General features: G+C 56.6%; 22 protein-coding genes. 14 read left to right on the top strand and 8 right to left on the bottom strand.

The genetic code is table 11. The annotated features are described in order from the left end of the window. Window positions 1–55: 55 nt before the first annotated feature. From ABRP31_RS10150 to pcp, 6 genes are all read left to right on the top strand, one after another. Window positions 56–1480, top strand: a complete 1425-nt coding sequence (locus ABRP31_RS10150; protein WP_087266090.1) for a sugar porter family MFS transporter — start codon at window positions 56–58, stop codon at window positions 1478–1480. A gap of 121 nt (window positions 1481–1601) precedes the next feature. After that, a complete protein-coding gene (locus ABRP31_RS10145; RefSeq protein WP_087266092.1) occupies window positions 1602–2807 on the top strand; it encodes a sugar transporter in 1206 nt (401 codons plus the stop codon). Between the two features lie 264 nt (window positions 2808–3071). Beyond that, complete coding sequence (locus ABRP31_RS10140) at window positions 3072–3581, top strand: sigma-70 family RNA polymerase sigma factor (protein WP_349970884.1); 510 nt, start codon at window positions 3072–3074, stop codon at window positions 3579–3581. 3 nt (window positions 3582–3584) lie between these two features. Further along, complete coding sequence (locus tag ABRP31_RS10135) at window positions 3585–4535, top strand: FecR domain-containing protein (RefSeq protein ID WP_349970885.1); 951 nt, start codon at window positions 3585–3587, stop codon at window positions 4533–4535. 245 nt (window positions 4536–4780) lie between these two features. Continuing rightward, the gene (locus tag ABRP31_RS10130) at window positions 4781–7147 is read left to right on the top strand and encodes a TonB-dependent siderophore receptor (protein ID WP_349971006.1); all 2367 of its coding nucleotides are present in this window, start codon (window positions 4781–4783) and stop codon (window positions 7145–7147) included. A gap of 212 nt (window positions 7148–7359) precedes the next feature. Beyond that, complete coding sequence (gene pcp / locus ABRP31_RS10125) at window positions 7360–8013, top strand: pyroglutamyl-peptidase I (protein WP_238599547.1); 654 nt, start codon at window positions 7360–7362, stop codon at window positions 8011–8013. 78 nt (window positions 8014–8091) lie between these two features. On the opposite strand, the gene ABRP31_RS10120 is transcribed toward pcp, so the two are convergent. The 5 genes from ABRP31_RS10120 to ABRP31_RS10100 form a co-directional block, all read right to left on the bottom strand. Further along, the gene (locus ABRP31_RS10120; protein WP_349970886.1) at window positions 8092–9144 is read right to left on the bottom strand and encodes a hypothetical protein; all 1053 of its coding nucleotides are present in this window, start codon (window positions 9142–9144) and stop codon (window positions 8092–8094) included. Between the two features lie 111 nt (window positions 9145–9255). Next, the gene (locus tag ABRP31_RS10115; protein WP_349971007.1) at window positions 9256–9618 is read right to left on the bottom strand and encodes a hypothetical protein; all 363 of its coding nucleotides are present in this window, start codon (window positions 9616–9618) and stop codon (window positions 9256–9258) included. Window positions 9619–9629: 11 nt separating this feature from the next. Then, a complete protein-coding gene (locus ABRP31_RS10110; protein WP_349970887.1) occupies window positions 9630–10379 on the bottom strand; it encodes a phosphatase PAP2 family protein in 750 nt (249 codons plus the stop codon). A 12-nt stretch (window positions 10380–10391) separates the two neighbouring features. Beyond that, complete coding sequence (locus tag ABRP31_RS10105; RefSeq protein WP_349970888.1) at window positions 10392–11261, bottom strand: phosphatase PAP2 family protein; 870 nt, start codon at window positions 11259–11261, stop codon at window positions 10392–10394. Next, entirely contained in the window at window positions 11261–11947 is a 687-nt protein-coding gene (locus ABRP31_RS10100; protein ID WP_372489357.1) for a histidine phosphatase family protein, read from the bottom strand. Before ABRP31_RS10100 ends, ABRP31_RS10105 begins: the two co-directional genes overlap by 1 nt. 325 nt (window positions 11948–12272) lie before the next feature. On the opposite strand from ABRP31_RS10100, the gene ABRP31_RS10095 reads away from it, so the two are divergent. The 5 genes from ABRP31_RS10095 to ABRP31_RS10075 all read left to right on the top strand — a co-directional run bounded on the left by ABRP31_RS10095 (window position 12273) and on the right by ABRP31_RS10075 (window position 17165). After that, complete coding sequence (locus tag ABRP31_RS10095) at window positions 12273–13913, top strand: phosphoethanolamine--lipid A transferase (RefSeq protein ID WP_349970890.1); 1641 nt, start codon at window positions 12273–12275, stop codon at window positions 13911–13913. A gap of 63 nt (window positions 13914–13976) precedes the next feature. After that, window positions 13977–14651: a response regulator transcription factor gene (locus ABRP31_RS10090; protein ID WP_349970891.1), complete on the top strand. Its 675-nt coding sequence runs from the start codon at window positions 13977–13979 to the stop codon at window positions 14649–14651. Window positions 14652–14727: 76 nt separating this feature from the next. Next, window positions 14728–15441: an ATP-binding cassette domain-containing protein gene (locus ABRP31_RS10085; RefSeq protein ID WP_372489356.1), complete on the top strand. Its 714-nt coding sequence runs from the start codon at window positions 14728–14730 to the stop codon at window positions 15439–15441. Continuing rightward, the gene (fetB, locus tag ABRP31_RS10080; RefSeq protein ID WP_349970892.1) at window positions 15438–16232 is read left to right on the top strand and encodes an iron export ABC transporter permease subunit FetB; all 795 of its coding nucleotides are present in this window, start codon (window positions 15438–15440) and stop codon (window positions 16230–16232) included. The genes ABRP31_RS10085 and fetB overlap by 4 nt, the downstream gene beginning before the upstream one ends. Before the next feature lie 222 nt (window positions 16233–16454). Then, window positions 16455–17165, top strand: coding sequence for a hypothetical protein (locus tag ABRP31_RS10075; protein ID WP_349970893.1), 711 nt, complete (start codon window positions 16455–16457; stop codon window positions 17163–17165). Between the two features lie 209 nt (window positions 17166–17374). Here the strand turns inward: ABRP31_RS10075 and ABRP31_RS10070 are convergent, their stop codons facing one another. Then, window positions 17375–17971, bottom strand: coding sequence for a TetR/AcrR family transcriptional regulator (locus ABRP31_RS10070; protein ID WP_349970894.1), 597 nt, complete (start codon window positions 17969–17971; stop codon window positions 17375–17377). A 215-nt stretch (window positions 17972–18186) separates the two neighbouring features. On the opposite strand from ABRP31_RS10070, the gene ABRP31_RS10065 reads away from it, so the two are divergent. Then, the gene (locus ABRP31_RS10065) at window positions 18187–18864 is read left to right on the top strand and encodes a type 1 glutamine amidotransferase domain-containing protein (protein WP_349970895.1); all 678 of its coding nucleotides are present in this window, start codon (window positions 18187–18189) and stop codon (window positions 18862–18864) included. A gap of 135 nt (window positions 18865–18999) precedes the next feature. Further along, window positions 19000–20136: an alkene reductase gene (locus ABRP31_RS10060; protein WP_349970896.1), complete on the top strand. Its 1137-nt coding sequence runs from the start codon at window positions 19000–19002 to the stop codon at window positions 20134–20136. A gap of 215 nt (window positions 20137–20351) precedes the next feature. On the opposite strand, the gene ABRP31_RS10055 is transcribed toward ABRP31_RS10060, so the two are convergent. After that, window positions 20352–23384 (bottom strand): FAD-binding and (Fe-S)-binding domain-containing protein, encoded by a 3033-nt coding sequence (locus tag ABRP31_RS10055; RefSeq protein ID WP_349970897.1) that lies wholly within the window; start codon window positions 23382–23384, stop codon window positions 20352–20354. A gap of 157 nt (window positions 23385–23541) precedes the next feature. Between ABRP31_RS10055 and ABRP31_RS10050 the strand changes: the two genes are divergently transcribed. Further along, window positions 23542–24444 carry a LysR substrate-binding domain-containing protein gene (locus tag ABRP31_RS10050; protein ID WP_349970898.1) on the top strand — a complete coding sequence of 301 codons (903 nt, stop codon included), beginning with the start codon at window positions 23542–23544 and terminating at the stop codon, window positions 24442–24444. A gap of 107 nt (window positions 24445–24551) precedes the next feature. Here the strand turns inward: ABRP31_RS10050 and dapF are convergent, their stop codons facing one another. Further along, on the bottom strand, window positions 24552–25367 hold the full coding sequence (gene dapF, locus ABRP31_RS10045; protein WP_349970899.1) for a diaminopimelate epimerase: 816 nt from the start codon (window positions 25365–25367) through the stop codon (window positions 24552–24554). Window positions 25368–25395: the final 28 nt, after the last annotated feature.

Here is a 25395-nt window from a genome sequence, read left to right as displayed (position 1 = left end):
GCACCGGATCCCCCTTCCCGGCCGCCCCATCGTTCAATCCAAGGATTTGCAGTTCATGTCCTCAAACACTACCTCTGCCCCTGTGCATAGCGATAAAGACGGGCAACGGGTTTCGGCTCGCAGGTTGGTATTTATCTCGGTACTCGTCGCCACTATGGGCGCTCTGGCGTTCGGCTATGACACGGGCATCATCGCCGGTGCGCTGCCCTTCATGACGCTTCCCGTTGATCAGGGTGGACTGGGGCTCAATGCCTTCACTGAAGGACTGATCACGTCCTCGCTGATTGTCGGCGCAGCGTTCGGCTCACTGGCCAGCGGTTATTTGTCTGACCGTTTCGGTCGACGCGTGACACTGCGCTTGCTGTCTCTGCTGTTCATTGCCGGCGCCCTGGGTACCGCCATCGCGCCGTCGATTCCGTTCATGGTTGCTGCACGTTTTCTCCTCGGCATCGCCGTCGGTGGCGGCTCAGCCACGGTCCCGGTGTTCATTGCGGAAATTGCCGGTCCGAAAAAACGTGGCCGACTGGTCAGTCGTAACGAATTGATGATCGTTAGCGGGCAATTGCTGGCCTACGTTCTCAGCGCGTTGATGGCGGCATTGCTGAGTTCATCGCATATCTGGCGCTACATGCTGGCCATCGCCATGCTGCCTGGCCTGTTACTGCTGATCGGCACCTTCTTTGTCCCGCCCTCCCCGCATTGGCTGGCCGCCAAAGGGCGCTTTGATGATGCGCAGGATGTGCTGGAAAAGCTGCGCGATACGCCTGAGGAGGCAAAGCGCGAAGTCGAGGAGATGAAGTCGCAGAAAGAGCACGCCCGCAAGCGTCCGCCTCTCTCCGAATTGTTGCGTCAGAGCTGGGTAATCAAACTTCTGCTGATCGGCATCGGCCTGGGTTTCACCGCCCAGTTCACTGGCGTGAACGCCTTCATGTACTACACGCCGATTATCCTCAAGACGACCGGCATGGGCACCAACGCAGCCCTGACGGCGACCATCGGTAACGGTGTCGTTTCGGTGATCGCCACCTTGCTTGGCATCTGGGCCATCGGCCGTTATGGGCGTCGGCATTTACTGATGGCCGGACTGGTCGCGGTCATTCTGGCGCAGGTCGCACTGGGCTGCGTGTTGCAGTTCATGCCGCAGAATCTGACCCAGAGTTATGCAGCCCTTGCCTGCATCCTGCTGTTCCTGCTGTTCATGCAAATGTGCATTTCGCCGGTCTATTGGCTGCTCATGTCTGAGCTGTTCCCTTCGCAGATTCGCGGTCTGCTGACTGGCACGGCGGTGTCGATGCAATGGCTGTTCAACGCCGCAGTCGCATTCCTGTTCCCGATGGCGCTGGACACGCTGGGCAACCCTACGTTTTTCGTCTTCGCCGTTATCAACGTTGGCTCTTTACTGTTCGTGTTCTTCTGTTTGCCGGAAACCAAAGGCAAATCGCTGGAGCAAATCGAGAAGCACATGAAAAAAGAGCTGTAAACGCCTCAGGCCTGCTGCTCTAATCGCGGGAGCTTGCAGGCCCAAAGGGCCCGGTAGCTCGGAAATACACCCGGCGGACGCTCGAACGCTCAAGCGTCCGCCAATTTTTTTGCGAGGATTCATGAGTACCTCTGCCGACACCCAACAGACCAGCTGGATCAGTGTAGGCGCACTGGCAGTAGCGGCTTTCATCTTCATCACCACCGAGTTTGCTCCGGTGGGTCTGCTGTTTGCCATCGGCAGCAGCTTCGACATGACCGCCGCTCAAGTCGGCCCGATGCTTACGGTCTATGCCTGGACCGTTTCACTCATGTCACTGCCGATGATGTTGCTGACTCGCAACGTGGAGCGACGACTACTACTCAAGGTGGCCATTGGCACCTTGATCGTGAGCCATATCGCGCTCAGTCTGGCCCCCAACTTCACACTGGTGGTTATCAGCCGGATCGGTATCGCGCTGGCGCACGCCGTATTCTGGTCGGTCACCGCTTCGCTTGCGGTTCGATTGGCACCAGGTGGCAATCGGGCACGGGCTTTGAGCCTGCTGGCGATGGGCGCTTCTCTGGCAATGGTGCTGGGGATCCCTATCGGCCGGGTACTCGGTGAAAGCATGGGCTGGCGCGCGACATTTGCGACCATCGCCGTAGTCGCCGCCCTGATCTGGTTTCTGCTGGCCAAGAAGCTGCCACTGCTTCCCAGTCAAAACAGCGGCAGCCTGAAAAGCCTGCCGATTCTGTTCAAACGCCCGGCGCTGGTTTCGCTTTATTGCGTGACGGCGTTGGTGGTGACGGCCAACTTCACTGCCTACACCTATATCGAAGCCTTTGTGCAGTCGGTAGCGGGTTTCAGCGAACAGACGACCACCTGGATGTTGTTGCTCTTCGGTCTGGCCGGTTTGATGGGGTCAATCTTTTTCAACGCGCTGTACACCCGCTTCGCGAACCACTTGACCACGCTGGCCATCGGCTCACTGTGCATTTGTCTGACCCTGATGCTCTGGGCGTCCTGGAGTGTTTACACACTGGTCGTAGTGTTCGCGCTATGGGGCCTGGCCATGTTGTGCTTCGGGATTCTGATGCAGTCACAAGTGATCCAGCTGGCACCGGACGCCACCGACGTAGCGTCCGCCATGCACTCGGCTATCTACAACGTCGGCATCGGCGCCGGTGCCTTGCTGGGCAGCATCGTGGTGCATCACCTGGGGTCGGCATGGGTCGGATTTGTCGGCGGTTTCCTGGCCCTTTGCGCACTGGTCATAAGCCGGGTGACCAGCAAACGTTATGGCGATGCGGAGCCGTTGCCAGGCAATGTGGAGATCATGCACTAAACCTGGCACGCATCGACGAACGCCTGTTTGAGCCGCTCGGTGGTAACCACTGGGGGGCCGAACAAAAAGCGAAAGCGCCTCCCGCCGTCAGCTCGCGCAAGGTCCGGATATTTTCATCTTTTTCGAAGCCTCCAACGCTGCGTCTCGCAACTGGCCCGCCCTCCAGGGCGGCCTTGTCTCCTAAACACAGGCCGGGCTTGCCAAACCTCGTTACAACTATGAAAATGAGAGTCATTACCAATTAATTGATTTCGGGTTCCCACCATGTCCTCCGCCGACCCGTCGCTGCAACAAGCGGTGCATACGCTGTATGTGGATCACCATCGCTGGCTTTGCGCGTGGCTGCGCAAGCGTCTTGGCTGTGTCGATCATGCTGCGGACTTGGCCCAGGACACTTTTATTCGGGTCCTGACCCAACGTAAAGGGCCGGAGTTGCGAGAGCCTCGTGCCTATCTGAGCACCGTAGCGCGCAGCCTGATGATCGACAGTTTCCGGCGTCGGGCGCTGGAGCAGGCCTACCTGGAAACCCTCGCTGCGCGTCCGGAACTGCTCGATATCTCACCCGAAACCCGCTTGCTGATCATCGAAACACTGGTGGAAATCGATCGCCTGCTGGATGGTCTCGGCAGCCGCACCCGTGAGATCTTCCTCATGGCGCAGTTGGACGGCCTGAGCTACGTAGAGATCAGTCGGCAATTGAAGGTCTCGGTGAATACAGTGAAAAAGCATGCCGCTCGCGCGCTGACTCATTGCCTGCTGTCGGTCGAGGATTAAGACGTGGTCGTCGCTCGTTCGCCTGACCGCGCTACCCTTGAAGCCGCCGCTCGCTGGTATGTAGACCTGCATTGCGAGGAACTGAACGACGCTACTCGTGAGGCTCATCGTAGCTGGCTTGAGTGTGACCCCAGCCATCAGCAAGCCTGGGAACGGCTGGGGCGATTGCAGGAAAAATTTGACCTGGTCACCCCCGGCATCGCACGACCGACATTGAACCGGGCCCGCGCCAAACGGCGTGACGTGCTCAAAGTCCTGTCGATTCTGCTGGCCGCAAGTGCCGCGGGTGGAGTTGCCTGGCAAACCACTCCATTGCCAAACCTGATGGCTGATCAGCGGACCGGCGCTGGAGAACGTCGACGTGTGCGCCTGGACGATGGCAGCCAGTTGCAACTGAACACCGCTACGGCCGTGGATATTCACTACAGTGCGCAGTTACGGGAGCTAAGCCTGCTTGGCGGCGAGATCCTCATCGAAACCGCCCGGGATACTCTGGCCCGGCCGTTTATCGTGCACACCCATGAAGGTAGCATCCGAGCCCTCGGCACCCGTTTTATCGTCCGGCAAGAAGGCAGGCAAACCCGGGTTTGCGTGCTGGAGCATGCAGTAGAGGTGCGTCGCGCGAGCTCCACTGAGGCGGTACGCGTGGACACTGGCCAGCAATTGAGTTTCAGCGACACCGGGCTCGGCGCGCTGCAGTCGGCAGACCTGCAGGCCGACGCGTGGACCCGTGGCATGTTGGTAGTCAATGACTGGCGGCTGGGGGATTTCATTGCCGAGCTGCAGCGTTATCGAAGCGGCCATCTGGGCTGCGATCCGGCTATCGCAGCCTTGCGAATCTCGGGCGCTTTTCATCTGGGCAACACCGATACCGTCCTGGAAAATCTGACCACTACCCTACCGGTCCGCATTCGTCATTTCACTCGCTACTGGGCGAGCGTTGAGCCCGTTTGAGACCCGTCGCAGGCGAACAACGCCACGACATAAAAAAATATCGGTCACGGGGTTGTTGATTCCTGTTCTCGTTCGACTTTGTAGATAGAGGCGCAACAGACGCCTCCATCATCGCAACAGGACGAAAAGGAACCCGCATGTCAGCGCGCACGCCAATTACTGGAATCTCTCGAATCAACACCCCGTCAATCCAGACGCCGCCCAGAGTATTGGCGCGGGCTGTCCACCTTGCATTGTTCAGCATCATGCTGGGGGTGACGTCTACGGCCGTGATGACCGCAGCGCCCGCCTGGGCCCAGACCAGCCCTGAAACTGAGTTCAACATTCCGGCAGGCTCGGTCAGCTCGGCACTGGAGCAGTTTGCCGCCACTGCGGGCGTAACCGTTTCCTTCGAACCCGGTGTAGCCCGGGGCAAAACATCTCCTGGATTGCATGGCCGCTACACCGTGGCGGCAGGTCTGCGGCAACTGCTGGTCGGCAGCAAGCTGCAGGCATTGCCTCACGCAAACGGCAGCTACTCGCTGGTGCCGGTGATCGGCGACGCCTCAACCGTGCAACTGGAGGCGACCAGTATTTCCGGCAGGGCCGCTGAAACTGCAGCAGGTCCTGTGGACAGCTACGTGGCTACCCGGACTGCTGCGGGGACCAAAACCGATACGCCGATTATCGAAGTGCCGCAATCGATCTCAGTTGTCACGCGCAAGCAGATACAGGACCAGGGCGCTCAAACGGTAACCGAAGCACTGCGCTATGTACCCGGCGTAAAAGTCGAAGGCTACGGCCTGGACCCTAAGGGTTTTGACTGGCTGTTCATTCGCGGCTTCAACGGCCAGTCCACCAGCGACTATCTCAACGGCCTGCGTCAACAGAACAACAGCTACGCGTTTTTCCGCAGCGACCCTTATGGCTATGACCGTATCGACGTCGTCAAAGGCCCCTCTTCAACCCTGTTCGGCCAAGGCGACGCGGGCGGCATCATCAACCGCGTCAGCAAAAAGCCTGAAGCCAACCACGTCAACGAAGTGCAGTTATCGGCAGGCAATAATGATCGTCGCCAGGGTCAGTTCGATCTCGGCGGCGCACTGGATGACGAACAACACTTGCTCTATCGCGTGGTCGGTTCGGTGCGTGATGCCAACACTCAGGTGGATTACGCCGATGGGCACGAGTTGAAAGATGACCATCTGTACATCGCGCCATCCTTCACCTGGGCGCCGAACGAAGACACCAGCCTGACCCTGCTCAGCGATTTCATGCAGGACCGCAACGGTGGATCGCTGTTTGCCTACAGCACGCCGAACGGTCACACGACCAACACATTGATGGGCGACCACAGCTTCAACCATCTGAATCAGGATCAATACAGCTTCGGCTACGAGTTCCGCCATCGCCTCGACGACACGTGGGAGTTTCGCCAGAACGCACGCTACGGTCAGGTGGATGTGATCTTCCAGAACCTGCTGCCGTTCAGCGTCGATACCACCACCGGCGAAACGATTCGCGGGGCCGATCGCTTCGATCAGCACATGAACACCTTTGCTCTGGACAACCAGTTGCAGGCGGACTTCGACACCGGGTCGCTAAGCCACAAGCTGCTGATGGGCGTCGATTACACCTGGCAGGAAGCCGACATTACCCGGTGGCGTATTCAGGGGCCGAACCTGAACATCTACAACCCGATTTATGGCCAGCCCGTTACCCGGCCAACACAAGCCAACAGCATCAACTCGATCAACTACGACCAGAACATCGAACAGATCGGTGCTTACGTTCAAGATCAGATCAAGTTTGACGATCACTGGATCCTCACTGCAGGCGGTCGCTATGACTACGTGCGTAACGATCTGGACAACCATGCCAATATCAACGGCTCATCCAACCAGAAGGACAACGCGTTCACCGGTCGCCTGGGTCTGACTTATGTCACGGAATTCGGCCTCGCGCCGTACGTCAGCTACGCCGAATCCTTCGCACCCAATACCGGTCTGGACAGCAGCAGTAGAGGCTTCGATTCCAGCGAGGCGCACCAGTGGGAAGTCGGGGTGAAATACCAGCCAAGCGACGCCATCCTGATGACCCTGGCGGCCTACGACCTGACCAAGACCAACGTGTTGACCGCCGAACTGGTCAACGGCGTCAGCACCGGCTTTTCGGTCGCGACCGGTGAGCAGCAATCGCGGGGTATCGAAGCGGAAATCAGAGCCAAGCTGGACCAGAACTGGGACCTGATCGCGGCTTATACCTACACCAACGCCGAGATCACCAAGAGCAACCGGGGCGACGAAGGCAATCGTCCCGCCAATGTGCCTAAACACATGGCCTCAACCTGGCTGAGCTACACCTTCCGCGACAGTATGCTCAACGGCCTGATGCTCGGGGGTGGTGCCCGTTACACAGGTGTGTTGTATGGCGACAACGCCAACACCTTCCACATCGACAACTACACACTGTTTGATGCGGGCGTGAGTTACCCCGTCAACAAGAACGTGACCGTGTCGCTTAATGCGCAAAACCTGCTTGATGAGAAATACGTCGCCACGTGTGATGACTCCTACGAATGCTATCCAGGCCTGCGTCGTACCCTGCTTAGCAGCGTGAAGTATTCCTGGTAATACGTGAACGATCGCCTTCTGCACTGGGAGGCGCTTGACCGGGATTTTGTTGACGCCGGTCTCGCCAAACGTAGCTCGAACGTGTTGGTGTAAACGCTGATAAAGCTCACCAGCACGTTGCCCGGCCATGGAAATCCTGAATGCCGCTGGGGTCACCAAACATTGAAGTGATACAGTCGCTGTTTCCCTCAATCGCCGACCAAGGAATCCCTGTGAGCAAAACTGTTCTGTTGACCGGCTTCGAACCCTTCGACGGCGAAACAATCAACCCTGCCTGGGAAGCGGTGAAGGCACTGGATGGCGTTGAGATTGCGCCTGGCTACCACATCGTCAGCCGGCAACTGCCCTGTGTTTTCCAACGATCACTGAAGGTGCTTGAGCAGACGCTACAAGCCCTGCGCCCTTCGCTGGTCATTGCTGTAGGTCAGGCGGGTGGACGCATGGATATCTCGCTGGAACGCGTGGCGATCAATCTGGATGATGCGCGTATCGCGGACAACGCCGGTCAGCAACCCATCGACACCGCAGTGGTTGAACACGCCCCGGCGGCATATTTTTCTACGCTTCCACTCAAAGCCATGTTGCTGGCTTTGCGCGAGAACGGTATCCCGGCCAGCGTGTCGCAAACCGCCGGGACGTTTGTCTGCAATCACGTGTTCTACGGCCTGATGCACTTACTGCGCGACTACTCCTCGATGGTCCGCGCAGGTTTTGTGCACATCCCCTACTTGCCGCAACAAGCGGCACGTTTTCCCGGAACGCCCAGCATGAGCGCCGAGCAAGTCACCGCAGCCCTGCGGCAAATGGTGCTCACCGCACTGGATGTGAAGGAGGATGTGGCGGTCAGTGCGGGGGCGTTGCACTGAGTGGGTGATAAGGGGAATAAACGGCAGCGTTGCGAAAACGCTGCCGATATCGCAATTGTGCGCGGCAATCCGACGGCGTCACCGCTTCCAGCAGTCCGGAAAACGCTTACACACACCGTACTGCTCATCCATTTTTGCCATGCGCTCAAGATGATGATTGATTGCCTCGACCAACAGTGCTCTTTGCGACTTGAGATAGTACGTCAGCATGGACGTGTACTGCGCGTTAGCGGCGGCATTGGCGGGTCTGCCTGATTTGTCCTGAGGCTCTGCCCACATTTCCAGTTGCTGGTCATTTACGTACTGCAGCCGACGCCGGTATTCGCTGTCATAGCGCTGCAAGGCCTTGGGACCATTGCTGATGGTTTCGTCCTGGAAAGCGACAAGGTTTGCCCGGTAAAGCGTCCAGTAATCGTCCGGCATGACAAAGCCAAGCCTGGCCTTGCGTTCCGCGATCATCTCATCGAGCTTCTGCTCACCAACGGGTGGACGCTTCGCATACGCGGGATCGTCCTTCATGGCCGCAGGTGTCGCGTTATCCATGATCTGCTCAATCAACTGCGCCCGCAGAGGAGTCTGCGCGAAAGCTTTCGGGAACAGAGGCCCACTACCGTCACAAGCGGGCAAACCTTTGTCTTCCAGCATCACGGGCGTGCGAACCACCTTGCCACCGACGCTTTTAACTTGCTCCAGCAGCGTAGAGCACTGCCTGCCTATGGATTTGAAAGTCAGTTCATACTCGGCATTGGCTTCGGGGATCACATTGAAGCTCGCCCCACAGACCGAATAACTACCCAGTGTATTGACCCGCAGGTATGCCTCTTTGCCTGGCGCGAGCTTGACCTCCAGATAGCCCTTCGCATCCGCGGGCGGCGCGAAGCTCATGCCCACCCGGCGGTCGGTGTCGCGTGAGAACAGATTATTAAGCAACCCGGTGTTCTGCCCCGTGCAATGCTCGCCGTCGAAGTAATCCAGCGTGGCATTTTCGGTGTTGGCGACGAATCGCAATCTGGCGGCATCAGGCGCTGTGGCGTCAGGGTAGGTGCCATGAAAACTGCAGCCCGCCAGCACGGCGGGTAGCAATGCGAGCGTCGCGAAGGAGCGAAAGAAACGGAAACGAGGCGTCAGCATGGTTTCATCCTTGATACAGACAGGCATGGAAAAGCGCGCACGATACTTAATAGCCATCACTCTGTCGAATATCAGGATCGCGCTCGCGCAAGCCTTTCTACGTGCGAGACCTCAATGCCTGATCGCTCTGCTCCACGCCTGGTCCTTACTGTGCTGCCAGTCCCGGTCGGCCTGGCTGTCGATGCCGACATGGCGCTGGAAGTCGCTGGTGGTACTGGCCTGACACTGGCGGAAGCCATCATCCCAGCCCGTGGCGTACTTGCGATCCTCCAGGTAGACGGACACGTTCTTGCGAAACTCGCCGAGGGCTCCGGCAGCTTGCCGACCACTGCCGCAGCCGTCTTCAAAGCCACTGGCATAGGGCGCGGGATACCCCTGAGCAAGCAGTCGCTCGCGGGTGCTTTCACAGCCTGCCAGCACAGCGACAGACAGCAACAACGACGCCGCAACGGCACGTCCACCCGAGACTCGCATAAGCTTCATGTTCAGCCCTTCCCGCCTGCCGCTTCTATAGAGCCAGGGTTGAGCGATGTCTGTGCTTGCGGACGGTAGAGAATCCAGCGGTAGCAGAGCACACAAATCACCCAGTCAAAGAGTAAGGTCCAGATGTTATGGGAAAGGAAATGAGCCCCCTGCATCATCCGGCCTACCGATAAAATCACCCCCAACCCCAGAGCAACCCCCAAGGCGACTCGCGCCCCTTTCAGATGGCGGTCACGCAAGGCAAAGAACAAGGCCAATAACGAGAAACCGGTAGACGCATGACCGCCCGGCCAGCAGAGGCCGGGCTTCAAGGTCTCCGGACGGTGGCTGAGCAGCGGCGTGTAAGTCTCACTGCCGCCGAAATCGCTCAGGCTCCAAGGGCATTGCACTGCTGTCACCACTTTGAGCGGAGTAACAATTGCAGTGGTCAACGCCATCGCCAGAACCGTGTAGCCCAATGGACGACGCCACTCAGCGAGCTTCGACGAAAACCAGCTGCTCAGGTAAGCAATCGTCAGTAGAACAAACAGCACTATCACCGCCTGTTTAACGCGGTCATGCAGGATGTCTTCCAGCCAGTAACTTCTACGTCCGATAAAACCCTCTCCCGGCACATAGAACATCCGGGCGATGGAGAAATCCAGAGCAGTCGGGTCGAGCAGCAGCATCAAGCCCATCAACACGATCGGAATGCCAAGAGCGAGGCGAAAATTGAAAGGCCGCGATGCGCGAAGTGGTAGTGCAATAGCCATGGACAGGTTCCGTTATTGGATGACAGATGCAGTGCTTGTTATGTGATGAGGCGCCGGATTGATTGATGCCGGTTCAAGTTGAGGCTCTGATTTGATGCGGATCGGCTGTTGCAATGCCGAGCGGCCATAGAAAAACAGCGCCACGAGGAACGTGCTCAGCCAGACAAAAATGCCCGCCCAGAATGTATGTGACAGGTAGTGCCAACCCTGCAAAACCCGCGTCGTGCCATACACGAGGCCCAACAGAATCACGCCAGCCAGCAACAGCCTGGAGTGCTGCCAACGGTAGCGTCGTGCTACGAAATATAGGGCGAACAGGCTGAAGGCGCTGGAGGCATGCCCTCCTGGCCAGCAACGGCCAGCGCCCGCTTCACGCCAGAACGTGAAGTTCTCGAACCATTCCTGATGTAATTCTTTCCCGCCATACAGCGTTGTTTCCACAGGGCAATAAATACTGGTGTGGCTTTTAAGGTAATGAATCAGGCCGGTACTCAGCGCAAAGGCGACGATGACGAAAAAGAAATCCACACGATGGCGCTGCAGGAACCTCAGCGGGCTTGCGACTCGCGAGCCGGCGATCAATCGGCCAGGCAGTGTTTGACGGTACCGCTCAACGCAGGGCCAGATGAACGACAGCAAAGCACCAACGATTGCCAGCTCACCCGTCCAGTCAGGAATGATCCGCGACCACTTGTGAGTCACCTTTTCAAAAAAATGACTTTGGCCGATGGGAAAAACCCCTGCGGCAGGGTCGTAGAACAGGTTACTGAACAGCCGGTCGAGATCCGTCAGATCAAAAGCCAGAAAGGTGAGCAACGCCAACAACAAGGGCAAGCCCAGGTAACGGGAATAGAAACCGGATCGAGCACTCAAGGCCTTCATCAATTCACCTGCCCGATGGTCATGTTTTTCCACTGCGTTGCGTCCATTGAGCCGATGATGCTCGGAGCGTGCTTACCGTCCACGTTAACGAACACAGCCTGGGCGTAATCACTGGAACGGTCCCCGGCACGCACCCCCATCTTGCGCTCGAACTGATCGATGCAACCGCTGTGAGTAATCAGCACCAGGTTCTGTGCAGGCTTTTTGTGTGCCAGAACCGAGTCTCTGAAACCACTAGTACAATCGCTGACCCAGCTTTGAGTTGGCACGACCCGGCCCAGAATAAAGTCAGCAGTCTGGCGGGTGCGGGTGAGCGGGCTGGCAATGGTCTGAGAGTTCTCAAGACCCATTTGCTGCAAGCCGACGCCAACTGCACGCGCTGCCTGACTGCCTCTCACAGTAATCCCGTCAACACTGCCAAGGCATGGGTTGGCAGAGCGATCACAGCGTTCTGCATGTCGGACCATGACCACCACATCTCCCCGAATCCAGCGCTCATACAATTTCGAATTATTAAAGTTGTTATTGACACTTAGATCCACAACCGGGGTGGCACGGCAAAACCAGGTTATTAATACCACGGCGAAAATAGTCACTGCTATGGCGATGACTGAACGGCGGCTGAACATTGAGACGAAAGAGTTTTTAACGGGAATAACTGTTTCATTGATCAAGGTAGTGCTCACGCCATCGCTCCCGCAAAAAAACCTCACGGCAACCTCAGACGTTATGTCCTTTAAGTTCGCCGCACAATGAGCAGCACCCTAAATTGAGCGACGTGGGAGAGCAGTGAAAACAATGTGAAAAATAAGTCGCAAACAGTGCGCAAAAAAGCGGTTATTCAGCCGCCGTTCAGTTGCTAACAATTAGCATTAAGTTCTATGCCGCCGCCCACTTTTTATTGGCATGCTTTTCACAAAAATTTGATGATTCCCTGCCTAGAGTCTGCGCCATTGGAGACGCCTGCTCAGCCAGCCGAGAGCCCTCCCTAATTAAGTGAAGCGCAATCACATGTTTAAAATTAAACCCCTCCGGCCAGAAGTTGCGACGCTGCTCGCCAGCGCCTTCTTGTTGCTCGGATTCAACAGCACCCTGTGGCAGCACCTCGTGAGCATCACCGACCATAACGCAATGCTGCGTTTGGCGTTCGGCATCATGTTGTTTGGTGTGTTCAACATCACGCTCACGTTACTGGCGTTTCGTAAAACATTTAAACCGCTGTTAATCGCCTTATTCATGATCAGCGCGGGCGTTGCTTATTTCATGAGCCGTTACGGAGTACTGATCGACGCTGGCATGTTACGAAACTTCGCTGAGACCAACGCAACTGAGGTGTGGGATTTACTTTCACCTAAACTGTTCGTTTACATTTTATTGCTCGGGCTGTTGCCGTCGTTCCTGTTGTGGAAAACACCCATTAACCATCGCCCGATGCCCCGCGAGCTCATCAGCAAGACACTGGTCAGTATCGGCTGTGCTGCTGTTATCGGCGGCGTCGCATTACTCAACTATCAAGGATTGTCATCGCTGTTTCGCAACCATCACGAGTTACGCTTGATGGTCGTGCCCAGTAATTACATCGGCGCCTCGATTGGTTACCTGCGTGAACAAGTCGTTACCGCACAAAAACCCTTTATGAAAGTGGGCGAAGACGCCACACGGGACAGTGCCTGGGCAGAGCGGCCACGCAAATCTCTTACTGTATTGGTCGTGGGTGAAAGTGCCCGCGCCGAGAACTTCGGCATCCTCGGTTATAACCGGGATACGACTCCGCAGATGCGAGCAGAACAAGGCGTGATCGCCTTCACGGACGTTCACTCCTGCGGGACTGAAACAGCCGTGTCGGTACCGTGCATGTTTTCCAATATGGGGCGCAAGAACTACGACGCCTCCACAGCCAAAACCGAGGAAGGTCTGCTGGATGTGCTCAAGCGTGCCGGAATAGACGTGATCTGGCGTGACAACCAGTCTGGCTGCAAAGGCACCTGCGACCGCGTCACGCTGCAGGATGTCAGCAACCTGAAAGACCCTGGCCTGTGCGCCAACAGTGAGTGCAGGGATGAAATCCTGCTACAGGAGCTGCAGAATTTCATTGAGCACCTGGACAAAGACACGGTGCTGGTACTGCATCAAATGGGTAGCCACGGCCCGGAATACTTCAAACGATATCCGAAGGAATTTGAGAAATTCACCCCCGTCTGTGAAAGCAATGCGCTGGATAAGTGCAGTCGGGAAAGTATCGTGAACGGCTATGACAATACCCTGCTCTACACCGATCATGTATTGGCCAGCCTGATAGATATCCTGCGTCGTAACCAGGCCAGTGTAGACACCGCGATGATTTACCTTTCCGACCATGGTGAGTCACTGGGCGAATACAACCTGTTCTTGCACGGCACGCCTTACATGCTCGCCCCGGACCAACAAAAACATGTGCCGATGATGGTCTGGTTTTCTGATAGCTATCAGCGGTCATTTGCCCTCGATACGGGATGCCTGCAACAGACCCGTAACGCGTCCTTGAGCCAGGACAACCTGTTCCATTCAATGCTGGGTCTGTTGAAGGTGCATACTCACGTTTACGACCCGTCGCTGGATATGTTTGCCGGTTGCAGAAACGGTACTGCCGACGGCGTATTGGCCAACAAATAAGAAACGTCATGTCCGGGACAGAAACACGCCAGTCCCGGTGGACCACACAATAATGTGAGCCCGATGCGCATACTTGTTATCGAAGACCACAAAGATATTCTTGCCAACGTCTCAGAGTACTTCACGCTCAAGGGCTGCGAAGTCGTTGGAGCGCTCGATGGATTGACGGGGCTGCATCTGGCAACCACGGGCAATTTCGACGCGATCATTCTCGACCTGATGCTGCCCGGCATGGACGGCAATATGCTCTGTCGAAAGCTGCGCGAGGACGCCCGGCAGCAGGTTCCGGTTCTGATGCTGACTGCCCGCGATCAACTGGAAGATCGTTTGACCGGTTTCCACGTCGGCGCCGACGACTACATCGTCAAACCTTTCGCGCTTTCAGAGTTGTATGCCCGGGTAGAGGCGGTCACGTGGCGCTCAACCGGCCTGAAGAAAAACGTACTCAAGATCCATGACCTGACCTATGACCTGGACTCGCTGGAAGTCCGGCGAGGCGCAGTATTGCTCAAGCTCAACCCCACCAACATGGTACTTCTCGAATTGTTGATGCGCAAAAGCCCGATGGTGGTCAAACGCAAAGAGTTCGAGCAAGCCGTCTGGGGCAGCAATACACCTGACTCCGACAGCCTGCGCACCAGCTTGTATGTGCTGCGCAAAACCATCGATAAACCGTTCGATATCCCTTTGTTACATACCGTTCATGGCATGGGCTACAAACTGCAGGGGCCGCGCTAAGGAGCGACGCTGCTTGTGTTTCAGCCCGAAGCAACAGCAAACTTGATCGTTAACGTGATGTATCTGGAGTTTGTCTTTGTCTTCCCCTGCCTTGCCGAACCCTCACGGCGCCAAACTGATCGAAGCCTGTGCACTCAGTCGCCAGGGTCAGAACGGAGTTACTGCACTGCTCCATCCCGTGAATTTCACTTTGAACGGCGGCGACCGAGTGGCGATAACCGGCTCGTCAGGCTCAGGCAAAAGTGTGTTCTTACGTACACTGGCGTTACTGGATGCGCCCGGTTCAGGTGAAGTGCTCTGGCACGACCAACCCGTTGTAGCCGCGCAAATCCCCGGATACCGCAGCCGGGTTTGCTACATCGCCCAACGTCCATCGCTGATGGATGGCAGCGTTGAAGACAACCTTCGTTTCCCCTACAGCCTGAATGTCTTCAGACAGCAGAAGTTCGATGCAGAGAAGGTCAAAGATCTTTTACGTCAGGCTGGAAAGCCAGAGAGCTTCCTGCTTAAAGCGGCGGACGATCTTTCCGGAGGTGAGGCACAGGTAGTTGCGCTGATTCGAACCCTTCAGCTAGACCCCGAAGTGATCCTGCTCGACGAACCTACGGCCGCGCTTGACCCTCAATCGTCCCGAGACGTTGAAGTACTGGTCAATACCTGGTTCACCAATGTGCCAGCGCAGACGCGCGCCTACATCTGGGTATCACACGATCTCGACCAGGCGCAGCGGATGAGCAATATCAGACTTGAAATGCACGCTGGTGTGCTTAGCGCGATGGGTAACCCATGAATTATCAAAGCTTGTCCGCAGCGGACATCGCCATCGCCGCGTGCCTGATCCTGATCAACGGTGCGTTGTCTCTGGGTATGAAACTGGGGCTTGAACGCCAACTGATCTGGGCCTCGATCCGCACGGTCGTTCAACTGCTTGCTATCGGATACATCCTCGGCTGGGTATTCGAGTTTGCCTACTGGTATGTCGTCCTGCCGCTGATGTGCCTGATGACGCTTATTGCGGGGGTTTCAGCGGCCGGACGAGGCAAGCGGACCTATGCCGGGCGGAGTGTGGACAGCATCGTTTCAGTATGGGGCAGCTCGTGGCTGGTGACCGCGATTGGCCTGCTGCTGGTCATCCAGATTCGGCCATGGTACGAACCGCAGTACGCCATTCCGATTCTGGGAATGATCCTGGGCAACACTCTCACCGGCGTATCTCTGGGCATCGAGCGCATGATGCAGGAACTGTCATCGGGACGCAGCACCGTGGAGATGATCCTGGCATTGGGCGGCTCACGCTGGGAAGCGGCGCAAATGGCGGCACGACAAGCCGTTCGGGCAGGCATGACGCCGACGCTGAATCAGATGAGTGTGGTGGGTATTGTCAGTTTGCCGGGCATGATGACGGGGCAGGTTCTGGCGGGACAATCACCCATCGAAGCCGTGCGTTACCAGATCGTGATCATGTTCCTGATCGCCGCGTCCTCGGCATTGGGTACGGTGTGTGCGGTATTGCTGACCTACCGCCGATTGTTCTCGGCGGATCATCGCTTCATGATGCATAAGCTGACCAATAGAGTCTAAGGCGCCAGCACCAAACTGACACAGCACCATTGCAGCCTTCGGCAGCGCCTACAGAACCCCATGACAACCCTAATCCCTATAGGTGGTCGCGAAGCGGTGTGTCAGTTTCGCCAACTCACCTACAAGCTGGCTTTACAGGTTAAGCGTTTAATCGGGGTATGAATTTCATCAATTCCGATAATCAACGGAAGCATTTGAAATTATTAATGAAATAGCGTCCCCTTGCGAACCGCAACTATCAAGTTGTCTCGCAAGTCTGGAGCTTTTGTTTTGCCCCTCATTTTTAAAGATTTAAAAAATGCTTCGCTCATGTTCCTGCTCAAGCTTGTACTGACGGGCATCATTTTCGGGATGATCTGGCTGGACATCGCCGTATTTGATACGCAACTTCTAGAGGTTTCATTTACCGAAATCACTCAGGAACTGCTGCTTTTCGCCTGCGCCCTGCTCTTCTGGTTGTCACCTGCAAGCGATGGACAGAAAGGCTTCAACAACTTGGTTGCAGGCTTCTTCGCCTGTTTGTTGATAAGGGAGCTGGATGGCCTTTTCGACCCCATCAGCCACAGCGCCTGGTGTTGGCCATTTCTGCTGATCGCTATTACGTCGTTGACCATTGCCTTCAAACCAGCGAATCGCCAAGACACTTTGCGTGCGTTGGCAGCCTTCACCCGAACACCTGCTTTCGGGACGATATCAACCGGCTTGTGCGTGTTGGTGTTTTCCAGGGTATTTGGTATGGGAGCGCTTTGGCATCTGATTCTGGATGACGGCTACGCTCGACTGGCCAAGACTGCTGTGGAAGAAGGGATCGAATTGATGACTTACGCCATGTGGCTGTCAGCGAGTGTCGGTTACTGGCTGCAACAGCGGTCTGTGGCTGCGGATGCTCCGAGCCGGGTGGAGACCTCAAAACTGCAGACGAGCACTATCTGAGGCCAAGTTAAATCACAAGCCGGATCCCCGTAGGAACTCACCGAGGTTACGAGGCCAGCGATGGCGGAGTGTCAGACAAACCGTGATCGCTGGTCTCGTAACCTCGGTGAGCGCCCACAGGATCGGGGGGCAACTAGAAATAAGGGCCAGGTTTCTAGTTCCTGCAGACCAACAATTTCACAGCCACAAGAAAACTACTGCAGCCAAAATCAAACGCTGTCTGGAACGCCCAGCAGCTGCCTGGTCGTCTTCATAGACATCTGCAGAGGCCGACCATCACGTTGCAGCTTGTTCAGCAAGCTGGCGCCCAACCACATCTGATACAGCGTTTCCGCCAACTGTTGGGCATCTTGCCCCGGCAGACAACCTTCGGTCTGGCCTTGCCTGATACACGCAGTGAGCCGCAGCACGATTTGCTCGGCACCGTCACGCAAGGTGATACGCATCGACTCGGACAAGTCCGCTACTTCGGCGCTTAACTTGACCACCAGGCACTCATTGCCGCTGAACGGCTCGACGCAACGCTGCTGCCATCCAAGCCAGTAATCCATAAGCCGCTCGCGAGGCGTCAACCCTGGCAAGGCCAGGCGTCTGTCCATGTCAGCGAGATAGCCAGCGAAGTAATCTTCCAGCAAGGCTTGCCCGTACTGCTCCTTGGATTTGAAGTAGTGGTAGAACGAGCCTTTGGGCACGCCCGCTACTTGTAGGAGTTCGCTGAGGCCCACGCTAGTGAAGCCCTTCCCGGCCATCATGCGGTGGCCGGTGTCGAGTAAATGCTGGCGAGTGTCGTCGTAGGTCGGTTTCATGAAACGGAAAATATCAAAAATTAGACCAGTCGTCTATTGTTTGAACCATTTAGCCGGATCCTTGACCAACCCTGAGCAAACGCATTGAAAAAAACTCTAGACGACTGGTCTATTCCGAGTCTAAGCTTTGTCCCATCGGTGACCTGAAGCGCTGACGGTTTAGCCTCGGCGTCGCTTCTCTTCATTGCCACCCCTTCACCTTCGAGGAACACCTTATGAAAATTCTGATGGTTCTGACTTCGCACGATCAATTGGGTAATACCGGCAAAAAAACCGGCTTCTGGCTAGAAGAGTTTGCGGCCCCCTACTTCGCATTCAAGGATGCCGGTGCCGAGATTACCGTCGTCTCGCCAGCCGGTGGCCAGCCACCGCTTGATCCAAAAAGTGACGAGCCGGATGCGCAAACCGCCGAGACAGATCGCTTCCGCAAAGATGCTGATGCTCAGCGCGTACTCGCCAACACCGGACTGCTGTCAGGTGTCCGCGCTGAAGATTTCGACGCCGTCTTCTATCCAGGTGGCCACGGTCCACTGTGGGATCTGGCTGTAGACAAGGATTCGATTGCGCTGATCGAAGCCTTTGATCGCAGCAACAAACCTCACGGCTTTGTCTGCCACGCACCTGGCGTCCTGATTAATGTCAAAGGCGCAGACGGCGAGCCGTTGGTCAGTGGCCGCAAAGTGACTGGTTTTACCAACTCGGAAGAAGAAGCCGTTGGCCTGACTGACGTAGTGCCTTTCTTGATCGAAGACGAATTCCAGCGTCTGGGCGGGGACTACTCCAAGCTTGGCGACTGGCAGGTTTATGTTGTTGAAGACGGTCAACTGGTCACAGGCCAGAACCCTGCCAGCTCGGCAGCAGTGGCTAAATCGTTACTGAAAAAACTGGGCTGATCCCTCACTTCCACGCCCTGCGACACGATTACAGTGGACGCCAAGCCGAACGGCAAAGCGTCCATTATTTTTAAACGACAATTAGTCGACTGGTCTAATAAAAATTGGACATTTAACGTCGACCAAGGCAGATCAATGAGCAACTCAGTAAAGAACAGCAATTTCTTCACCCCGACCCAACTGGGCCATCACACCCTCAAAAACCGTATCGTCCTGCCGCCCCTCACCCGGCAACGCAGCACCCAGCCCGGCAACGTCGCCAACGAGCTAATGGCGCAGTACTACAGCCAGCGCGCAGGTGCCGGGTTTCTGGTTACCGAAGGTACGCAAATCGAGCCGCGCGGTCAGGGCTACGCCTGGACCCCAGGTATCTACACACCCGAGCAAGTCGCTGGCTGGCGTAAAGTCACCGAAGCGGTGCATGCCGAAGGCGGCGTCATCTTCGCCCAGCTGTGGCATGTCGGTCGGGTGTCTCATACCGCACTGCAACCAAATGGCGACGCCCCCGTATCGGCGTCTGCCATCGCGGCGGATCAGGTGAGCGTGTTTATCGAAACCGCGCCCGGTGCTGGCGAACTGGTCAAACCTTCTGTGCCAAGGGCACTGACCACTGATGAAGTGCAAGAGCTTGTTCAGCTCTATATTCAAGCCGCACGCAATGCTATCGAAGCCGGTTTCGACGGCATCGAATTGCACTGCGCCAATGGCTATCTGGTCAACCAGTTCATCTCGGCTCACAGCAATCACCGCGAAGATCAATACGGCGGCTCACTGGATAATCGCCTGCGCTTCCTGCGTGAAATTGTCGCCGGTGTTGCCGAGTGCATTGGCAAAGAGAGGGTCGGCGTACGTTTTGCCCCTCTGTTCACGACTACGGATGAAGACCGTACTTATCTGGGTCTGGTGGAGGAAGATCCGCACGCCACGTACATCGAAGCCATCAAGATTCTGGAAAACGCTGGTATCGCTTATCTGTCCATCGCCGAAGCTGACTGGGATAACGCGCCAGCCATGCCTGAAGCGTTTCGTCGTGACGTGAGAAGCACCTTCAGCGGAGCCATCATGTATGCCGGCAAATACACAGCGCAAAGCGGCTCAGCGCTGCTGGACTCAGGATTGGCAGACCTTGTTGCGTTTGGTCGCCCGTTCATTGCCAACCCGGACCTGCCAGCCCGTATCGCCAATGACTGGCCCTTGAATCCGATCAATCCAGCCACCGTGTATGGCGGCAATGCCGAGGGCTATGTGGATTACCCGTTGTACGCTGAATGACGGCTGAAGCCTGATGTGGCGGGGGCGATCCTGTTTTGACGCCGCGCCGTCACACAGCAACAATTAACCTGTAGGAACTCACCGAGGTTACGAGTTCAGCGATAGCGGTTTGTCTGACATTCCGCCATCGCTGGCACTCGTAACCTCGGTGTGTTCCTACAGGGCCAGGTTCAATCAGGAGTATTTCTTTTGGCTTGAAAGGTGTCGGTTTGCGCTTAGACTTCCCTCAAGCGCGCCAACAAAACCTGCAACGGATGAAGCACCGTTGCCCCCTCTTGGCGCTTGACCTGACTGCGGCAGGAATAACCGTCAGCAACGACCCGCCCGGACTGGTTGAACTTCTGGATCAACAGTTTCCAGGATTGACCGTAGATGATGTCCGACGTGGCGGCGTTTCGTGTTTCGTGCCCGTAAGTCCCCGACATCCCGCAACAGCCGCTGGCCTGAACCTGGAGCTTTAACCCTGCTCGCTCAAAAATCTTTTGCCACATGCCGATGCTGCCCGGCTCATTGGTTTTTTCCGTGCAGTGCGGGAGGAAATGATAAGGCTCAGCCTCCTTCAATGCCTCGCTCTGCGGCAGCGCATTGATCAGCCACTCTTGCGCCAGCAGCACCGACGGCGCCTTGTCGGCCTCCAGCGTCTTGGCGTATTCCTGTCGGTAAACCAGGGTCATGGCTGGGTCCAGCCCCACCAATGGCACGTCGTACTGCTGAAGATTGAAAAGCGACTGGCCATTGAAGCTGGCGGCCTTTTCAAACGCTTTGAGAAAACCCTGCACTTGAAGCGGCTTGCCATTGGGTGCATAGGGTGCCAGATAAACCTTGTAGCCAAGCCTTGAGATCAGCTCTACCCAGTCAGCCAGTAACGGGGTTTCGAAGAACCGGGTAAACGCGTCCTGAACGAGAATCACACTTTTCGCCCGCTGTGCGTCCGACAGCATGACGAGACGCTGAGGGGTCGCCACTTCTACGTTCCAGCGTCGGCACACTGCGGTGAAGTCCATCAGGCTGAGCAATGGGCTGTCGACCATTCCCGCGATGCGCTCAAGGCCCCAGCGAACCGGGCGAGCACTCATGGCGAAATTGTAGAGTCGCGGCATCCTGGCGATGTAAGGAACGGTGTATTCCAGAGAACCGATCAAGTAGTCCTTGAGGGGGCGCAGATACCGGGTGTGATAAAGCTCAAGAAAGCGCGAGCGAAACTCGGGCACGTTCACCTTCACAGGGCATTGCCCGGCGCAGGATTTACACGCCAGGCAACCCGCCATCGCGTCATAAACCTCATGGGAAAAATCGTCCTGCCCGAGCTTTTGCCGGACGGTATTGATCGCTCGCCGGGCGATGTTCTGCGTCGCGCCCGAGGCCGCCGCCAGTACATCAACGCCCTGCGCGCCCTGCAAGCGCAGCCATTCGCGGAGCAGCGAAGCGCGCCCCTTGGGCGAATGAATACGATTGCGGGTGGCCTTCCAGGACGGACACATGGCGTCATCAGGGTCGAAGTTGTAGCACGCGCCATTGCCGTTGCAGTGAAGCGCGGCGTCATAGCTCTGCCAGACACGCTCATCAATCGTGCGGTCCAACTCGCCACGCAATCGGACTTCGTCCACCAACGTCAATTTTGCGGCCGGCACCGTTGCGGGGGTCGCGATCTTGCCTGGATTGAGCTGGTTGTGCGGATCGAACGCCGCCTTGAGTGCTTGCAATGCAGGGTAAAGCTCACCGAAATAGTCAGGGACATATTGCGACCTCAATCCCTTGCCATGCTCGCCCCACAATAGGCCGCCATGTTTTTGCGTCAGTGCCGCGACAGCATCGGAGATCGGCCGGATCAGGGCTGCTTGAACCGGATCCTTCATGTCCAGAATCGGCCGAACGTGCAGCACGCCCGCATCGACATGACCAAACATCCCGTATTGCAGGTTGTGGCTGTCCAGCAGCGCCCGGAACTCCTGAATGAAATCTGCGAGATTTTCAGGCGGCACAGCAGTGTCCTCAACGAAAGGCTGCGGCCGGGCCTCCCCTTTGACGTTACCGAGCAAGCCCACCGCTCGTTTACGCATGGCGTAAATACGTTTGAGCGCATCAGCGCCTATTGCGAGGGTGTGGCCCAGGCGCACAACAGATGTGTCACGCTGCAAGTGCAAGACGAAGTCGTGGACTTTTTGCTGGACGACCTCTTCGTCATCACCGCTGAACTCGATGATGTTGATGCCCAGGGTTGGCGTATCGGGATTTTCCGGGAAGTACTCTGCGACGCCATGCCAGACGATATCTTTCATCGCCAGCATCAGCACTTTCGAATCCACGGTCTCGATGGACAGCGGCTTCATTTCCATCAAGGCTTTGGCGTCGCGCAACGCATCCATGAAACCGGCGTAACGCACATTCACCAGAATCGAATATTTGGGGATAGGCAGGACGTTGAGTTTGGCTTCAACGATAAAGCCGAGCGAGCCTTCGGAACCGCAAAGAACGCTATTTAGGTTAAAACGCCCGTCCGCCTCGCGCAGGTGCGCCAGATCGTATCCGGTCAAGCAGCGGTTGAGTTTCGGGAACGTGCTTTCGATCAGTTCGGCCTGGGTCTCGACGATGTCCAGCGCACAGCGATACGCCTCGCCAACGCGGTCAGTCCGGCTGACCAGCGCCTGTAACTGTTCGGTGTCGATCGGCAGGCTATCGAGGCGACTGCCACCCAGCATCACCGTGGACAACTCGAGCACATGATCGCGGGTCTTGCCATAGGTGCAACTGCCCTGCCCGCTCGCATCGGTGTTGATCATGCCGCCAATGGTGGCTCGATTCGAGGTTGAAAGCTCCGGCGCGAAAAACAGCCCGTGAGGTTTGAGCGCAGCGTTGAGCTGATCCTTGACCACACCGCTCTGGACCCTGACCCAGCGCTCTTCGACGTTGATCTCAAGGATATTGTTCAAGTGCCGTGACAGGTCGACGACCACACCATCCGTCAGCGATTGGCCGTTGGTGCCTGTACCGCCGCCACGAGGCGTGAGCACTACCGAACTGTGTTCAGGCTTGGCGACAAGCCGCGAAACAATCGCAACGTCCTGCTCATCCAGCGGAAACACCGCGGCCTGGGGCAGCCGTTGATAAATCGAGTTGTCCGTTGCCAACACGGTCCGGCCGCCATAATCACGCGCAATCTCCCCGCGAAAGCCCGCCGCCCCGAGGGCATCGAGAAAGGCTTCATACGTCGTACTTTGGGCAACTGCCGGGGACAAACGGGCGATCATATGGAATTCCTACAGGCCAAGAAGCTAATCTATGCATTCACGTTGCGTATGCTCGGCTTGACGGGCGCAGAGCATCAGATTCTATTTTTTTTAATTTTTACGCCTCTCAGCCTTTGTCACAAGCGTAAATCCTGCTGATTTTGCATGAGCTTTATGAATGAACCCTAGAAGACTGACCCCATCGATGTCGTTGCTGATTGCTTTCGAAGCCGCAGCCCGGCATGGCAGCTTCACCAAAGCCGCGGAAGAATTGACGCTGACCCAGAGCGCGGTCAGTCGGCAGGTGCAAACGCTCGAAGCCCAACTTGAAGTCGAGCTGTTCAGACGTGACGGACGCAAGATCGAACTGACGGCCGCCGGGGCGCTTTATCAGCATGAACTGGCCGCCGCTCTGGGGCGTATTCGTAGCGCAACACTGCAGACCATTTCGTACAAAAATGAAGGTGGACCTTTGAATCTGGCGGTGCTGCCGACGCTGGGCTCAAAGTGGCTGCTGCCGCGCATGCATGAGTTCTATGCGAAGCACCCTGGAATACTGGTGCACATCCACTCAAGGATTATCCAGGCAGAAACTCAGCCCACCACGCACGACATGGACGCAATCATCTGTGTAGGTTTAGGGGAGTGGCCTGGTTATGTCTCGCACAAGCTGCTCAGCGAAAAACTCGTGGTCGTTGCCAGCCCTGCAGCACTGCCCGACTACGAGGCAATGACGCCCGCCAGCGTTGCAGAGCATGCACTGCTCAACGTTGTGTCGCGGCCCAGCGCGTGGTCTGACTGGTTTGACAGTTATGACGTTGATCATCGAAACATGAGATCCGGCCCTAGTTTCGAACTCACTGCACATCTTATTCAGGCGGTATCGGCAGGCATCGGAATCGGGCTGGTACCGGAAATCCTGGTCCAGGACGAACTCAAGAGTGGTGAGCTCGTTGCACTGTTTGACGCGATGGACAGCGGCCGCAGTTATTACCTTGTCTACGCGACCCGGTATCAGCATCTGCCATCGCTGAACGCGTTCAGTCAGTGGCTTCTGTCGTTGCCATTTCCTGACAAGTAAAAACGCCGTCATTGCGTTGAATGCATTTCTTGAGGAGTTGCCGAAGGCTGCGAAGCATTAACGCTATCTCAACCTTCGGTAGCTCCTACAAGTGAATGTTTCTCAGACTACAGCTCCAACAAACGGTCAGCGATCAATCCCGACGCAACACTCTCTACCGACCCGATGAGAAATACCGGCCCCATCCCATCCCAGCGAACCGTCACGGTTCCGCCATCACACTCAACCTCGACCGTATTGTCCAGCAGACCACGGCGTATACCGTTGACGGCAGCACCACACGCGCAGGAGCCCGAACCGAGGGGAATGCCACCGCCCCGCTCCCAGATACGCAAGCGGATATGCTTGCGGCTCATAATCTGGACGAAATGCACGTTCGTCTTGAGCGGAAACAAGTCATTGATTTCAAGCGCCGGGCCTATTTTTGCGATATCAACATCGGCCAGATCATCGACAAAATAGGTACAGTGCGGATTGCCCATGCTGCAGGCTGTCGGACGACCGGCCAATGGTAAAACAACCGAGTCCAGCTCCACGGCCAGCGGAATATCTGCCCAGCCAAATAGCGGCTTGCCCATGTCGACCGCAATATCGCCGGTCGACGTTCGCTCGCACGCCAACAAGCCACGATTAGTCCTTAACGTTACCGACGTCACATCCGCTTCACGCATCAACAGATCCGCAACACCGCGCGTCGCGCTTCCGCATGCATCCAGCGCAGAGCCGTCCGCGTTCCAGAATATCAAGCGCGCCGCCGCATCATCGCAATCCAGCAGCACCGCAAGCTGATTGAAACCCAGACCTCGGTTACGGTCGCCCAATCGCCGAGCGATGGCACTGGTAAACGGATTGGCAGCGTTTCGTGTATCCACAATGACGAAGTCATCGCCATTGGCATGCATTTTATGAAAACCAAATGGCATCAATAAGATCCTGCAACGAGACATGGGT

The sequence above is a fragment of the Pseudomonas caspiana genome (genome assembly GCF_040224095.2).
GTDB classification, from domain to species: domain Bacteria; phylum Pseudomonadota; class Gammaproteobacteria; order Pseudomonadales; family Pseudomonadaceae; genus Aquipseudomonas; species Aquipseudomonas caspiana.
Note: the sequence above shows the minus strand (reverse complement) of the source record. Positions and strands in the feature narration are given on the sequence as shown.